Below are 14,560 nucleotides of genomic sequence, written 5' to 3' on the forward strand. Positions count from 1 at the left end.
ATCAAAAAGCCCTGGAACTGTTCGCCTCGGAACAAACCAGGGACAACTATGACTTTGAGTTGAGGCACAAGGCGATTATTGACAGGTTTGGCCGTTATCCCCATCGCAATGCCATATTGGGACGGCAGTCGACCGCCGAGGAGCAGGCCTTTCTCGAGCAGCCCGGCTCCTCGTTCTAGTACTCATTCAAGCAGTATCGACTTGTTACTTCACCACCAACACGGGGCAGCGAGCCTTGTTGGCCACGGCCTCGGCCACATTGGTGCTGAGAAAATGGGCCAGGCCACTGCGACCATGGCTGGCAATCACTATCATGCCAACATCGGCAGACTCGGCTTCGGCCAGGATCTCATCAACCGCGTCACCGCGGCGAATAACAGTTTCAATCTTCAGTGGGCTTTTCAGCTTGGCCAGCAACTCATGCATCTTCTCGGCCGCAGCCTTCTCCATGGTTTGCGCCAGTTCTTCCGGAGTGATGATCAACAGCTGATAGTTTTCATCACCGAAAGGCTGATCGACCACGTGCAAAATTCGCAGCCCCACATGGTAAAGATTAGCCATTTCAATAGCATATCTCAATGCGCTCGCGGCTGTATCACTGAAATCAGTGGGCCAGAGGATATCTTTGTTACGCATAGCGACCTCCTTGACACGACGGGCATCGACTAATGAGATACCTGCCGAATAATATCAACAAGTTATATTGCAAAACTTTTAAACACCCTATGAATACTTTACTCCATTTAACCGCTACCGTAAGCCTGTTGTCGATTTTTTTTACCCCAGCTTACGCCGAGAATGCTGCCAGTCTGGTAGAAGAAGCCAAGGCGCTGCAACAAGCCGGACAAAGCCAGCAGGCCAAGCCGCTCTTTGAACAAGCCGCGGCCCTTGGCAGCAGCGAAGCCCACTTCATGCTGAGCTACAGTTATTCCTTACCTTTGGCCGAAGATATAGCCCATTTAAGCCAGGCGGCAAGGGCCGGTCACCCCAAGGCCTTCTATTACCTGACAGAGCGTCTGTTGACCCGCGGCGGCTCAGCAAGCAGTGCCGACCCGCGCAGGCTGGCCGAGGTGTTAAAACAGTATAGAAGTCACCATCCGGACTTTAGCTTCGACTATCAAACCACACTGGATGCCTGCATCTATGCCGGCAAGCCCGACTTCAACCGGCTCAATGCCCTGAGCGCGCCCTTAGCGGAAGGCTATAGCTATCGTTTGTGGCAACAGGCCGAGAATCTCTCCAAACTGCAAGATGGCAACAATTATGATCGCCAGGTGCTGCAGCTCATCTGCTATGGCGCCGAGGTACCGGCCGAGCTGGATATCGCCGTCAAAGACAGGCTCAAAATCGCCTCAAATGCCAAACAGACCACTGAATTTGATCTCTGCAGCGCGATTACCAGCGGCATGGGAATGGGCTTTTGTGCCTCACGGGAAGAGCAGCGACAGGAGCAACAACGCCTCGCCAAACTAGAGCGGATCAACCAAAGTATCAAACAACGCCTGGGGCTAGCGCCGCTTAAATTGCTTGAGGCGGCCAACAGTGCGTTCGAGCTGTGGTTGCAAGCGAAAACCTCAAGGGAGGAAGGCCACGGCGGCAGTGGTCGCAGCGCCTTTATTATCGGCTCCCAGAGCGAGCAGAGACAAAACTATCTGGCACGTTTGGAAATGCTCAGTAACGAAGAGCAACTGGTGAGCACTTTCCCTGACTTTGCCGGCGCCGACAAAGAGCTCAACCAGGTTTACCGCGCCTTGATGAAAAAACTGCGCCCGGCGGATGCCCCCGAACTTTATATGTTTGAAGTGACCCAAGAAGACCTTCGCGCGGTGCAGAGGTTGTGGCTTAAATACCGCGACAGCAATGCGCGCCTATTTGCCGCACTTGAAGGCTCCACCAGTGAGCAGGAATGGCAGGCACTCTTGACTCAAGAGCGTAGCGAGCAGCTCAAAAGCCTGTTGGAATGGCAATAAAAAAATGCCCGCGCCTCCTCACAGGCGGCGGGCATTTCATGGCAAGGCAGTCTAGTCTTTCAGCCAGTCGATGGCATCGAGGCGGTCAACAAAGAACTTCATGTCCCCTGGCGTAAACCAGTCGGCCATCTTGGTCATCCATTCCTGCAAACTGGTATTGCCTATAATGGCAATCTTCTCGAAATGGCGTCCATGTTTGATCCCCAACTTGAGATCGTCCCACATGGCTCTGGCTTCCCAACCATCCATCTCGGTAACATCCAGCAAAGCGTAAATATCCGGATCCTTCACACCGGATATCGCCGACTCCAGCATAGGCACCATATATTCATAGTCTTCATGGGTCAGTTTTCCCACGGCTTTCATGGTGACAAAGAAATCGTCATCACCATAACGCTCAATTCCGATTGAAATACCATGCATGTTCAAGCTCATCATCAATTCCTTATGTCAACGATTTCAAAAACAAGGCCCCATCTATTCGATTTCAGTCTAGTTGGCGGCCGTGACGCATTCTGTGATCCATATCAAATATAGCCGGGTTATTGCCAATAGGCGCAGACTGAACTAACATCAGACCGACTAATCAGTCGGTTATTTTAAAGACAGCCTAATGGCTGCCAAAGGAGGCAATATGTCGCTTGTTAACCCAGAGCCGCTCACAGTGGAGAATCAGCAACTGCTGCAAAAATTCACCGTGCAGCGCCAGGCTTTCAGTGCCGCCCCCATGCCAAGCCTTGGCGAGCGCAAGGCCAAGCTCAAGGCATTAAAACAAGCCTTGCTGAAACACCAACAGGCCCTCACAGATGCACTCAGTCGCGACTATGGCCACAGGTCGACCGACGATAGCCTGATCTCCGACATACTGCCGGTCGTTACCCAGATCAACTACAGCCTCAGGCATCTCAAAGGCTGGATGAAACCCAGTCGCCGCCATGCCGGATTATTGCTGGCCCCGGCCAGCGTCAGGGTGGAGTACCAGCCCAAAGGCGTGGTGGGCATCATAGTGCCGTGGAACTTCCCTATCATGTTGTCCTTGAGTCCGCTGGCCACTGTGATTGCCGCCGGTAACCGCGCCATGTTGAAGCTGTCTGAATATACTCCCCACACCAATGCCGCCCTGCGCTCCCTGCTGGCCGAAGTCTTCGATGGCTCCGAGGTCTGTGTGATTGAAGGGGAAGCCGAAATAGCCGCCAGTTTCTCCGCCCTGCCCTTCGATCATCTGCTGTTTACCGGCTCGACTCAGGTAGGGCGCCATGTAATGCGCGCGGCGGCCGATAATCTCACCCCTGTGACTCTTGAGCTGGGAGGCAAGTCCCCTGTGTTAATCGCCCGGGACATGCCCATGGAGACAGCGGTAGAGCGCCTCATCTATGGCAAGTGCCTCAACGCCGGGCAAATTTGTGTCGCCCCCGACTATATTCTCTGCCCCAGTGGCAAAGAGGCCGAGTTTATTAGCGCCTATCGGCACCGCTTCCAGCAGTTCTACCCCGACTTTGCCAACACCCCGGACTATGGCCAGATAGTCAACGAACGTCAGGCCGCCAGGCTGGTCGCCCTCCTGGAAGATGCCACCGCCAAAGGGGCACAGGTATTTGCAGCCGACCGCGAGCAACCACTCAGCAAATTGCCCAGCGCCGAACAGCGCAAATGGCCCACCTTGCTGCTGACCAAGGTCAGCGACGATATGAAACTGATGCAGGAAGAGATCTTCGGCCCTTTGCTGCCCTTGGTCAGTTATCAAGAGCTGGGGCAGGCGCTCGACTATATCAAGGCGCGCCCCAGACCTTTGGCCCTGTATCTGATGAGTTTCGATAAAGAAGTGCAGCAAAAGGTATTGTCCCAAACCCACTCTGGCGGCGTCTGTATCAATGAAACCGTGTTTCATGTGGCCGCCGACGATGCCCCCTTCGGTGGCATAGGCCCGTCCGGCATGGGTCACTACCACGGCCAGGAAGGGTTTCGCACCTTCAGCCACGCCCGCACTGTGCTGTCCCGGGGGCGACTCAATACCGGCAAACTGGTGCATCCACCCTACGGCAAGGGGATCCAGAAGCTACTGTTGAAGGTGTTTCTCAGATGAAGCGCAGCAGAGAAGCAACCCGGGCAATAAGCGGCAAACAGGACAAGAAGCAGCAGATCCTGGGCAGCGCATTGCAACTGTTTGTCGAGCAAGGTTTCTATGCCACCTCGACCGCCAGCATAGCCCGCCATGCCGGCGTCGCCACGGGCACCCTGTTCCATCACTTTGCCAGTAAAGAAATCCTGATGGACCAGCTATTTCTGGCTATCAAGACAGAGTTTGCCGACGCCATTTCAGCAAGCTTGCCAAAGGCGCCGGCAAGTATCACTGAATTGCCGCTGCGGGCAGAAATGCTGTGGCAGGCCGGGCTCGATTGGGCACTGGCGCAGCCTCTGAAGCTGAGTTTCTTTGTGCAATACGCCATGTCACCCAGTGTTAGTAAAGCGGTCAGGCAGCAGGCAATGCATGGCATTCTCGGCTTTATCGCTGAACTGTTGGAGCAGGGCATCAACCAAGGGGTATTGGCAGACTTACCCAGAGAGCTGTTGCTGGAAACGTGCCACAGCCAGTTCCTGGCGGCGGCGCGATTCTTCTGCAACCAGCCTCAGAATGCTACCAGAGAGGCCAGAGACGCCAGCTTTCGCCTGTTCTGGCGCGGTGTGGCAGCCTAGCCCTTCAGAGTCAAAACCCCGGAAACCAGCCTCCGGAAATCGGCCTTATGAAATGAACCAGCTGAAATGAACGCCCTTGAATTAGTCAAACAAAGGGCCCGCAATTGCGGGCCCTTCTTTTTAAAAATCAACAAACTGCGGTTTACCTATCGCTCAAGCTGTTGCTCTCTCGCTCAAGCTGTTTATCCCTGACTCAGGCTGTTGTCGCCCGAAGCCTCGGCGCTCCAGTAACCCATGCGGCTCCCCTTATCGATAAGCTCGGAGACCGCCAGTTCTATCGCCTGCAACACACAAAACTGTACCGGCTCATTGGTGGTAAAGCCCACTTCGGCCTCGGCCAGGCGGTTCAAACTGGTGTAACGGAACAGGCCGGCACGCATCTCCTGAGAGAACACCCGCTTGGTGGTATTGACCGACATCAGCACTTTACCTGTGTGTACATCCACCGCCCTGAGATAAATGGTCACCTGATCTTCCCGGTACAGCTCGGAGGCGCCTATACCGTAGTATTCCACGCCGCTGCCGCCGGTTTCCACGTTGGTTTCATAGCTGATGATCCCGCCTTCCAGAAGCAGCCTGGCATTGGTCAGGGTCGGCACTTCATTATTGCGCCCCTGCTGCTTACCTGAGATCTTGCGCTCGGTCAGCAGGTTCTGCAGCCCTTCCCGCTCCACAGGGGTAAACCACCTGGAGTCCAGCAGAGTCTGCACCAACATGGAAGTAGCCCCCTGGGTCACTGCGGTCGAGAAGGAACTGACATTGGCCTGGGGCTTATATTGCCCGGTCTGATCCCGAAAAGAGTAAACCGCAACCGGGATAGGAAAACGCGGCCCGGGACGCGACTGCAGCGCCTTCATGGTTTCACTCAAGGGATTTACCTGGGCCTCATTGATATTCAAATCAGGCTTGGGAACCAGGCTGCAGCCCCCCAGTAGTAACAGTGAAACCAGTGCCAGCCACCTCATGGATTACCTCCATAGATAGGCATCTCTATCACAGTAACTTCGCCGGAAAGCAGGTTGGTAATAGTCAACATCACACCGCTGCCGGTGGAGGCAACTTCGACCCGGTAGTCCCCAGTATCATAAACGCCGTCTGTGATATCACCGTCGGCCACACCGCGGGTGATGGAGTTGATAATGTTACGCTCCAGCGACTCCTTGAAGCGGGTAACAAAATCCTTTTCATTGCCGGCGACCTGATTGTCATTTTGGGCCTGGGCCTTGCTCAGCAGAAACGAACCGTTGAGAGGGTTACCGCCAAAACTGGGGTTGATTGGGGTATAGACCAGTTCGGTGGCCTGCCCCGAAAAAGCCAGCAAGGCGCCGGCTGCGATTAACATCCTGAGTGTCATTGTGCTTGCTTCCTAAATTCCATCCCAATGGGATCCCAATTCCCCTGTCATGGATTGGGCTCTGACCGAGGCGATATAATCTATGGTCAAGAGAATCGCCTGTTCGGCCCGCTCCTTGATGGGACTGGCTCTGCGGCCAAAATGGGTTTGGTAAATACGGGTACCGTTAACCTCCAGTGTCAGCAAGGTGCCGGCCTGAGGGAAAACTGTTTCGTAAAGGGTGACATTGAATCCCTGGGTAAAGGGCAGATCCCGCCAATACCCCGAGTAGTAAAAACCAAAATCCTTGCCAAAGCGGGTCAGGGTTCTGTCTATGACCAAGCCACTGATCTCTATGTCATCCGCCTCGGCTGCGGCCAACGCCGGAGCAGACGCAAGTGTCAGCATCAGTAAGCACAAGATACAGCGCATGGATAACAAGACAGAGTGCGGCATTGTCCCCGAAAATTCCCTTTGTTGCCTGAAAAGGCCATTCCTTTAACAAGAGCATTACATTAACAGCAGCGCCGGAACCGAGTCACCCGCCAGCGACATATTTACCTGAAAAATAGCTATTTCGGCTGAGTCGAGAACCGTTAAAAATCACCCGAAAGTATGACTCACTGTTGCGGTAACCACAGCTGAACCAACAAGCCACCATCCTGACGGTTTTGCAGGCTGAGACGACCGTCGTGAGCCTCGGCAATCTCCCGGCAAAGCGCCAGTCCCAGGCCACTGCCCTGAGGCTTGGTGGAATAGAAGGGTAACAGCGCCTGCGACAACACCTCCGCTGACATGCCACTGCCGCGATCCATCACGCAGATACTGACGCCGGCAACCGGGTCGGCAGCATCGCTGCGCCAACCGGAGCGGCCGGCTATCTGTAGCTCAATCTCCTCAGGCGCCGAGCCGGACTCATGGGCATTTTTGAGCAGATTCAGCAACACCTGCTCCAGCTGCACCTCATCGGCCAACAAAGTCAGCGTAGGGGTCTTGTGGCAGACAAAGGCGTAATGCTCAGCCAACTCAGGCAGCAAGCGGGCCCATGGAATAACGTGTTTCCTGGGGCTGGGCAGTTTGGCAAAACGGGCATAACCTTCGATAAATTGCCCCAGATGATTGGTGCGATTTTCTATGGTATCGAAGATCAGGCTCAGCTTGGGATCGCGGTTCTCCGTGGTCAAGCGCCGACCCGAGTTGACCATGGAGGCAATAGGCGCCAGCGAGTTATTGAGTTCATGACTGATTACCCGGATCACCTTTTTCCACACCGCCACCTCCTGGCGGTTGAGCTCACGGGTCATCTGCTTGAGCAGCAGCAACTGATGCTGCTGACCATTGAGGTTGAACTGGCCGCGACTCAGGTGCCAGCTCTGGTTTTCGCCTTCCGGCAAGCCGAGATTGAACAGGCCATCGCGCTCACTCTCCAACATTTGACGCATCTCTTCGCTCACCTTGGCTTTGAGCTCAGAGAGGCTGCTTCCTTCCAGGCCTTTCCTGGCATTGAATAGATGTTTGGCGGCGTCGTTGGCATAAATGATATGACCCACGCTATCGCACAGCAGCATGATATTGGGCGAGTTTTGAATGACCTTATCCAGCAGCAATTCCCGCTGATAGATATGCTGCCGCTCCTGCCTGAGCCGGGCCGACGCCTCGTTGAACAGTTGAGCCAGTCTATCCAGCTCATTGATGCCGCTGTCCGGCAACGAGACACTAAAATCTCGATCAATCAGGTTAAGCATGCCGATTTCCAGCCCCGCCAGGCTGTCACCCAGGGTTCGGGTCAACCTAAGCCCTATGCCCAGCGCTGCCAGCAACCCTGCCACCACCGCCAGCCATAACCATTCAGGCCCCAACCACAACAAACAACCCCACCCGAGCAGCAAACCCAGCAAGGTGCTCAGCAGCATGCCCAGCAGCAGCCTGTGTCTTAGACTGAGTCCTCCTGTCATGCCTGCCTCTTGCCGTCGATACCAAACTTCTCCATCCGCCGATAGAGCGCCTGACGGCTGATGCCAAATGACTTGGCAACCCTGGCGATAACGCCGCCGTGCTCAGCCAGCGCCGCTTCTATTTCCGCCTTACCCGGCTCCTCTGCCCCGGCTGGTTGGCCATGGCTCTCTGGAGCTTGGCCGACACTTGAATCCAAGATAGTTTTCGAGGCGGTTGCCGCTGCCAAACCGAAATCACTGCAGCTCAAGGACTCGCCGCGACTCAGCAAAACCGCGCGTTTACAGGCGTTCTCCAGCTCGCGTACATTGCCGGGCCAGTCGTGGGCCAGCAGTGCCTCTTTGGCACTCTTGTCCAACGTAAGGCTCTTGCTCAGCGCCGAGCTCTTGTTCAAGGCCGCGGCCGCGCCGGCACAAAAGTGTTCCACCAGCGGCAAGATGTCGTCTTTGCGCTGCGCCAATGGTGGCAATGCCAGTTCCACCACATTGAGGCGATAGAAAAGATCCTCACGAAAACGGCCTTCGATAATGTCCTGGCGCAGATCGGCGTTGGTGGCACTCAGCAGCCTGACCTTGACCTTACGGGTCTGGTGGCTGCCCAGGCGTTCAAACTCGCCCGTCTGCAATACCCGCAGCAGTTTTATCTGCCCGGACAGCGGCAGGTTGCCTATCTCATCCAGAAACAGGGTACCGCCATCGGCCGCTTCGAAACGGCCGATACGGGCCTTGGTGGCGCCGGTAAATGCACCGGCCTCGGCGCCAAACAGCTCGGCTTCCATCAACTCCATCGGCAAGGCGCCGACATTGACCTTGATAAGCGGCTTGTGTTTCAGCGGCGAATTGGCGTGCAGTATGTCCGCCAGTTTATCCTTGCCTGCGCCATTGGGGCCGGTGATCAGCACTGAGACATCCGAGCGTGCCAGTTGCAACGCCAGATCAACACAGCGCTCCATGGCAGCGCTGGCAAATACCAAACCACAGAGATCGGCGCCGTCGAATGCCGCCTGCCGTTGCTGCTCACGCTGCTGCAACTGCTGGTTATCCTGTTGCAGCTTGTAGAGGGAAATCAGGTTGGCGACACTGTTGAGCAACTTGTTGTCATCCCAGGGCTTGGCCAGATAATCGGCGGCCCCGGCCTTCATCAATTCCACTGCCATTTCCAGCTCGGTCCAGGCAGTGAGCAAGATGATTGGCAGTTGCGGCTGGCGACTGCGCAAGGCGTGAAACAGCTCCCGCCCTTCCTCCCCCGAGGTGGTGTCGCGGCTGAAATTCATGTCCTGGATCACCAGGCTGACCTCTTCTTGCTCAATAAAGTACAGCGCCTCCTGAGGGCTCTGACAACTGAGCGGCCGGTAACCAGCAATTTCCAACATCAGCGACAACGCCTGACATACGGCCTGATTGTCATCGACAACGAGTACAGTATCCATCATGCCTGCTTGTTACATCCTGTTATATCCATTGTAAAAATTATGAGTAAAACTAACCTAAAGCTGCCGCCAACGCGAGCCAAACTGCATGAGCCATGCCGTCGACTCGAATGGGCGGCAGGCGGTTCAGACGCTGCGGGTCGCCATTGCCGGTGAGATATTCGCCGCCCTGCGGGCAGGCAATACCACAGCCACTGTCGTCACCAGCAACATGCCCACCACTGTCAGCAGCGGATAGATGAGGTCGAGCTGTGGCAGGTCATAGTGCTGCATCAGTTGTTGCCCCAACACCACGGCAAGACAAGCCCCCAACAGCCCTCCGGCGATACAGATAAGGTAGTTTTCCGTCAGAAACAGACTCAGGATATCGGCCTTGGTGGCCCCCAAGGCCCGCCGGGTGCCAATCTGTTTGGTGCGGCGCTGAATGTTGAACATCACCATACCGGTCAGACCCAAACTGGTGATCAGCAGCAGCAAAATCACCATCATGGACAGTACGCTGACCATGAGCTCGTGGTCACGATAGGAGCTTTGCTTTACTTCCTGGATGGATTGGAAATCATCGATCACCCGATTGGGGTTTTCCTTCATCAAGGCCTCGAGGATCTGCTCTTTCAACGCCTTGTGATGCTCGCTCGGCGCCCGCACCATGTAGAAATGCCCAGTGTAATCGACGTTCTGGATCAGGCTGTACTCGAGATCTTTGCTGTCCACCCAGGCACCCTGCAGTTTGTCGACCACACCTATCACTGTGACATTCTCGTCCCTGTCGGCCCAGAGGGTCTTGCCCACGGCGGACTCATTCGGCCAAACCTCATCGGCCAGCGCCTTGCTGATGATCACCAGCTTATTGCTGCCGTTAACATCATCATTGATCTCGTTGGCGTAGAAGTTACGCCCATCCACCAACTTGACCCCCAAGGTTTCCAGGGTGTGCTCTGTCCCCAGGTACATGGCAAGCTGAGGCGTCGTCTTGGACGTTTCCGGATCCGGCCCCAGATTCAGCGTGGTGGACCAGCCACTGCCACTGAGCGGCAACATATTGGTGGACGTCGCCGTGACGACATTGGGCAGGCGGCGGAGGATCTGCTGGTCGACCTTGTTCTGCAGCTTGGTATCTATATTGGGGTCGAAGTTGTAGACGGTAAAGGCCAGGATCTCCTGCTCGGCAATCCCGGAATCACGCTGCATCATGGTCAAACGTTCATGGATAATAAAGCTGGCATTGGCGACTATGGCCACCGATAAGATGATCTGCATCAGCAGTAGTATCGGGCCGCTCTTGCTGCGCATCAGGCTGCTGAAAACCGGTTTAATATTTAGCATAGTCAATCCCTTACTGGCTCTTGAGGTAAACGCTTGGTTTAGTGCGGCACACAACCCAAGCCGGATAAAGACCCGCCAACATGGCGGTACCTACCGCTATCCCGGGGGTGATAAACCACATACTCAAAGACAGGTGCGTCAGCCCTTCGGCAACCCCGAAGCGCGCCGACAGACTATAGAGTGCTCCCCAGGCCCAGGCGAGGCCGAGAAAACCACCCAGCAGCCCGATCACGCCCACCTCGACCATGTATTGAGAGAAGATCTGCCCGCGGCTGGCCCCAATGGCGCGGCGCACGCCAACCTCGGGGGCTCGCTTAAGGAACTTGGTCAGCATCAACCCCAGAATATTGACCAGGCAAACACTGAGAAACAGTATGCTCAGCCCCACCAGAATCTTATTGTCCTCAGGCACTACGTGATTTTTCTCCAGCCAGGCGTCTACATCGGACAGCTGCGCCGACTCAGAGGGAGACTTGCCATCGGTAAAGCGCCCCAGTTCTTTTTGCTGCTCGACATACTGAGCGAGGAAGTTCTTATAGGCGGCTCTGTCTTCTGCGCTTGGCAGATCGACCCAGTACTCGAGCCAGACTTTCTCTGAAACCAGTCTGTCCTGATAGTTGTCCAGACGCTCATACTTCCAACCTGAGACATTCCCCCAAACCGGAAACTCTTCATGGGCGGCCAGCGAAAACGGAATATACACTTGCTCGGCACTGGCAAAGGCGCCGCTGGTAGGATCGTAATACTTGGGCTGAGGGTTCCAGTCAGCTATCACGCCCACCACCTGAAAGGGTTTGCGGTTGAGATAGACCGTCTTGCCGACGCTGTTCTCGCCGCCAAACAGCTTCTGGTTCAGCTTTCTGCCGATAACCACTTGATAGGCCGCTTGCTCGTCCACTGATTTGTCCCAAACATTGCCATAGAGAAAAGGCACTTCGAACAGTGAGAAGAAGCCGCGGTCTGTCACCCTGACGCCCTGCAACATGGGCAGAACTTCAGGGTCATCCGTTTGCACCGCCATACCACTGCGGAACATGGCGGCCTGCGATTTGGGGAGCTCCCCCTTACGCAGATTCATGGCATCCTGAAAAGTGATCAGCGAGTTAAACTCATCCCAGGAATCGGGTCCCTGGCTCCACAGCTGCACTGTGTTGAGTTGCTCGGCGCGATCCCCGGCCGGATTGAAGGACATCATGCTGTACACGTTCAGCGTGGTGATGGTGATCCCTATCCCCACTGAGATGGCCAACACCATCAACAGCGACAATATCGGCGTCTTTTTGATGCTGCGCCAGGCCAGGTCAACATAGTAAATAAACATGCTCGCGCTCCTTAGCTGGCCACTTGTTCGGCCACATCCAGCTGCGGCGCCTGTTCGGTTTGATAACGGCTGAAATCACACACCTGGCCATCCACTATCTGGATATTGCGCTGGGCGCGGCGGGCCAGCTCCGGGTCATGGGTTACCATAATGATGGTCGTGCCGGCCTTGTTGATCTCCTCCAGCAGTTCCATCACCTGGCGGGCCATCAGGCTGTCCAAGTTACCCGTAGGTTCGTCGGCGAGCAGGAATCTCGGCTCCCCGGCCAAGGCGCGGGCGATGGCCACCCGCTGCTGCTGACCACCCGAGAGTTGTGAGGGCAGATGCTTCATCCTCGCCCCCAGGCCCACCTGCTCCAGCGCCTGCTTCACCCGCTTCTGGCGCTCCTTGGCGCCAAAGCCGCGATAACGCAGTGGTACTTCAACATTCTCTGCCAGATTCAAGTCGGGGATAAGGTTAAAACCCTGAAAGATAAAGCCAATTTTCTCATTGCGAATGGCCGCAGCCTTGTTGTCATTCAGGTTGGAGATATTGACATCATCGAGAAAATACTCGCCATGGGTAAAGCCTTCGAGCAGACCGGCGATATTGAGAAAGGTGGTTTTACCCGAGCCCGACGGTCCGGTCACGGCAACAAACTCCCCCTCCTGCACCGACAGATTGAAATCCCGTAACGCATGGGTTTCCACTAAATCCGTTTTGAACACCTTGTTGATATTTTTCATGGTTAACATGGTTTTAGTTCCTTATTTTTTGCGTTATTCGGTGGGTTATTTTAGTTTCGTCAGGGCAGACAGGCATTGCCCAAGCCACTGGCCCGGCACCATCGCGGTATGGCTGACATCGGCAACTTGCCCCGGCTCGGCCGACACAGAGTTGACTGTGGTGGCTTCGATAAGATTGAGTCCCAGCAGAAACCAGTCCGAGGTATCTCGGGTATAGATCAGAGTCGCCACCAGCAACAGCAGCAGAGCCAGGGCCGCCACCAGACGTTCGGTGTTGAAGTTTTCGGTTTTCATTCTTCTCTCCTCAGCGAACCAGCACTTGCTCGGCGTCATTGAACAGATCGATATTGGAAATCACCCATTGATCTCCCACCTCGCCGCCTTCCAGCACCTCGATATGGCTCATGCTGCGGGCGCCGAGTTTGATCTCGGTGCGCTCGGCAATATCCCCCTGGAGACGGTACACCAGGCGGCCACCGCCACTGTTCACGAAGGCGCCGCGCTTGACCATCAGCACATCGGCACGGTTTTCCAACAAGACTCTGGCCGACAGGCGCTGATTTTGCCTCAGGTGCAAAGCGGTATCCTGCTGGAACCGGACCCGGGTAGAGACTTCGCGGTTACGTACTTCGGGGGAGATGGAGGCCAACTTGCCCATCACCATCACGCCGCCGAAGTTGAGTTCCACATCCATCCCCAGCCCCAGTTCATCGGCGTAGGTTTCCGGCACAGCCAACTCGGCCTCGAAGGCACTCAAGTCCACTACGGTCAGGATCGGCTGGCTCTGGGCGATACGGGCTTTTTGTTCCGTCAGCCAGTTACCTATAATGCCGCCAACAGGGGCTGTGATGTTCAGTGCTGCCACCTGACGTTCCAACTCGGCTACCACCAATGCCTGACGATTGACCTCGGCCGCCTTGTTTTGCAGCTCAAAGGTCAGGGTGTCTTTCATCAGTGCGGCTTCCTGCTGGGCATGGGCATACTGCAGCTTGGCCTTGTGCAGCTCATCCTTGCTCTTCTCGTAATCTATCTTGGAGATCAGGCTGGTTTCGATCAGTTGATCGCCGCGGCGGCTCTCCCTGTCTGCTGCCTCCAGATCCACCTTGGCCATATCCAGTGTCTGATTCGCCTTGAGTTGATTACGTCGGGCGTCCAACTTGGCCCGTTCCAGGGCACTCTTCATCCCATCGAGCTGGGCTTGCTGCTGCTTGAGGCTGTTGGTCAGGCTGTGGCTTTCTATGGTCGCGACCACCTGGCCCTGCTCGACCCTTTCCCCCGGATTGGCTATCAGAGTCACAGTGCCGCCTTCAGGGCTGTAGAGGATTGGCGCGTTGGCGGCGACTATTTTGCCTGTAGTGGCGATATCCCGGGTCAGAGTGCCGCGCTCCAGAGTGGCGAAGCGCAGCTCACTGCGATCTATGGATTCACTGACACCGCTGCCACTGACACTGGCCCACACCAGGCCCGACAGCAACAATACTGCCGCGCCCAGGGTAACCGGCCACTTGAGGCGACGCGCTAAACTCGGCGCCACTTGCTTGTCTTGTCCGCTGGTATCCTTAATCATCCCGTTTGTTCCTCAATTGAGCTTGTGACCATCTTGTTGCAACTAGGTTTACAAAGCTTGTGCCAAGTTTAGATAGTCATAGTTATCAATTGGTTGGAAAGCAGTGGAGATTTTATTTGTGTCCGCGGACAAGCGGATACTGTCCGCTTTTTGCAAAAGTGTCCGCCTGGCGGACACTTGGGGAAATCCGACTTCGACAGGCCCCGGCATGCCTTCAGTCAGATGCCTTGAATGCCAATTGC

At 55.5% G+C, this 14,560-nt stretch carries 17 protein-coding genes; 4 read left to right on the forward strand and 13 right to left on the reverse strand.

The annotated features are described in order from the left end of the window. Positions 1–179, forward strand: a 179-nt coding sequence (locus CX651_RS18895) for a DUF924 family protein (protein WP_157822702.1), incomplete at its 5' end; no start/stop codon positions are given. A 25-nt stretch (positions 180–204) separates the two neighbouring features. On the opposite strand, the gene CX651_RS18900 is transcribed toward CX651_RS18895, so the two are convergent. Further along, positions 205–636: a universal stress protein gene (locus CX651_RS18900; protein ID WP_101057589.1), complete on the reverse strand. Its 432-nt coding sequence runs from the start codon at positions 634–636 to the stop codon at positions 205–207. A gap of 89 nt (positions 637–725) precedes the next feature. On the opposite strand from CX651_RS18900, the gene CX651_RS18905 reads away from it, so the two are divergent. Continuing rightward, the gene (locus CX651_RS18905; protein WP_157822703.1) at positions 726–1,970 is read left to right on the forward strand and encodes a lysozyme inhibitor LprI family protein; all 1,245 of its coding nucleotides are present in this window, start codon (positions 726–728) and stop codon (positions 1,968–1,970) included. Positions 1,971–2,021: 51 nt separating this feature from the next. Here the strand turns inward: CX651_RS18905 and CX651_RS18910 are convergent, their stop codons facing one another. Then, positions 2,022–2,405, reverse strand: a complete 384-nt coding sequence (locus CX651_RS18910) for a SpoIIAA family protein (protein ID WP_101057592.1) — start codon at positions 2,403–2,405, stop codon at positions 2,022–2,024. A gap of 199 nt (positions 2,406–2,604) precedes the next feature. Here CX651_RS18910 and CX651_RS18915 point away from each other — a divergent pair, with 199 nt between their 5' ends. Next, positions 2,605–4,053, forward strand: coding sequence for a coniferyl aldehyde dehydrogenase (locus CX651_RS18915; protein ID WP_101057594.1), 1,449 nt, complete (start codon positions 2,605–2,607; stop codon positions 4,051–4,053). Continuing rightward, on the forward strand, positions 4,050–4,664 hold the full coding sequence (locus CX651_RS18920; RefSeq protein ID WP_101057595.1) for a TetR/AcrR family transcriptional regulator: 615 nt from the start codon (positions 4,050–4,052) through the stop codon (positions 4,662–4,664). The genes CX651_RS18915 and CX651_RS18920 overlap by 4 nt, the downstream gene beginning before the upstream one ends. A gap of 182 nt (positions 4,665–4,846) precedes the next feature. Here the strand turns inward: CX651_RS18920 and CX651_RS18925 are convergent, their stop codons facing one another. The 11 genes from CX651_RS18925 to CX651_RS20195 form a co-directional block, all read right to left on the reverse strand. Further along, positions 4,847–5,629, reverse strand: coding sequence for a CsgG/HfaB family protein (locus tag CX651_RS18925; protein ID WP_101057597.1), 783 nt, complete (start codon positions 5,627–5,629; stop codon positions 4,847–4,849). Next, positions 5,626–6,018 carry a curli assembly protein CsgF gene (locus tag CX651_RS18930; RefSeq protein WP_101057599.1) on the reverse strand — a complete coding sequence of 131 codons (393 nt, stop codon included), beginning with the start codon at positions 6,016–6,018 and terminating at the stop codon, positions 5,626–5,628. The genes CX651_RS18925 and CX651_RS18930 overlap by 4 nt, the downstream gene beginning before the upstream one ends. A gap of 12 nt (positions 6,019–6,030) precedes the next feature. After that, on the reverse strand, positions 6,031–6,453 hold the full coding sequence (locus tag CX651_RS18935; RefSeq protein ID WP_373296775.1) for a curli production assembly/transport protein CsgE: 423 nt from the start codon (positions 6,451–6,453) through the stop codon (positions 6,031–6,033). 164 nt (positions 6,454–6,617) lie between these two features. Continuing rightward, on the reverse strand, positions 6,618–7,952 hold the full coding sequence (locus tag CX651_RS18940; protein WP_101057600.1) for a sensor histidine kinase: 1,335 nt from the start codon (positions 7,950–7,952) through the stop codon (positions 6,618–6,620). Beyond that, positions 7,949–9,379 carry a sigma-54-dependent transcriptional regulator gene (locus CX651_RS18945; protein ID WP_101057602.1) on the reverse strand — a complete coding sequence of 477 codons (1,431 nt, stop codon included), beginning with the start codon at positions 9,377–9,379 and terminating at the stop codon, positions 7,949–7,951. The genes CX651_RS18940 and CX651_RS18945 overlap by 4 nt, the downstream gene beginning before the upstream one ends. A 126-nt stretch (positions 9,380–9,505) precedes the next feature. Next, a complete protein-coding gene (locus CX651_RS18950) occupies positions 9,506–10,705 on the reverse strand; it encodes an ABC transporter permease (RefSeq protein ID WP_025008869.1) in 1,200 nt (399 codons plus the stop codon). Between the two features lie 10 nt (positions 10,706–10,715). Beyond that, a complete protein-coding gene (locus CX651_RS18955; protein ID WP_101057604.1) occupies positions 10,716–12,026 on the reverse strand; it encodes an ABC transporter permease in 1,311 nt (436 codons plus the stop codon). 11 nt (positions 12,027–12,037) lie between these two features. Then, complete coding sequence (locus tag CX651_RS18960) at positions 12,038–12,760, reverse strand: ABC transporter ATP-binding protein (protein WP_039034123.1); 723 nt, start codon at positions 12,758–12,760, stop codon at positions 12,038–12,040. 36 nt (positions 12,761–12,796) lie between these two features. Then, positions 12,797–13,045, reverse strand: a complete 249-nt coding sequence (locus CX651_RS18965) for a hypothetical protein (protein ID WP_101057606.1) — start codon at positions 13,043–13,045, stop codon at positions 12,797–12,799. A gap of 10 nt (positions 13,046–13,055) precedes the next feature. Continuing rightward, positions 13,056–14,318, reverse strand: coding sequence for an efflux RND transporter periplasmic adaptor subunit (locus CX651_RS18970; RefSeq protein WP_101057608.1), 1,263 nt, complete (start codon positions 14,316–14,318; stop codon positions 13,056–13,058). Positions 14,319–14,366: 48 nt separating this feature from the next. After that, a partial coding sequence (locus tag CX651_RS20195; RefSeq protein ID WP_232788339.1) for a hypothetical protein occupies positions 14,367–14,560 on the reverse strand: 194 nt, incomplete at its 5' end.

It is taken from the genome of Shewanella chilikensis, assembly GCF_002836945.1.
GTDB classification, from domain to species: domain Bacteria; phylum Pseudomonadota; class Gammaproteobacteria; order Enterobacterales; family Shewanellaceae; genus Shewanella; species Shewanella chilikensis.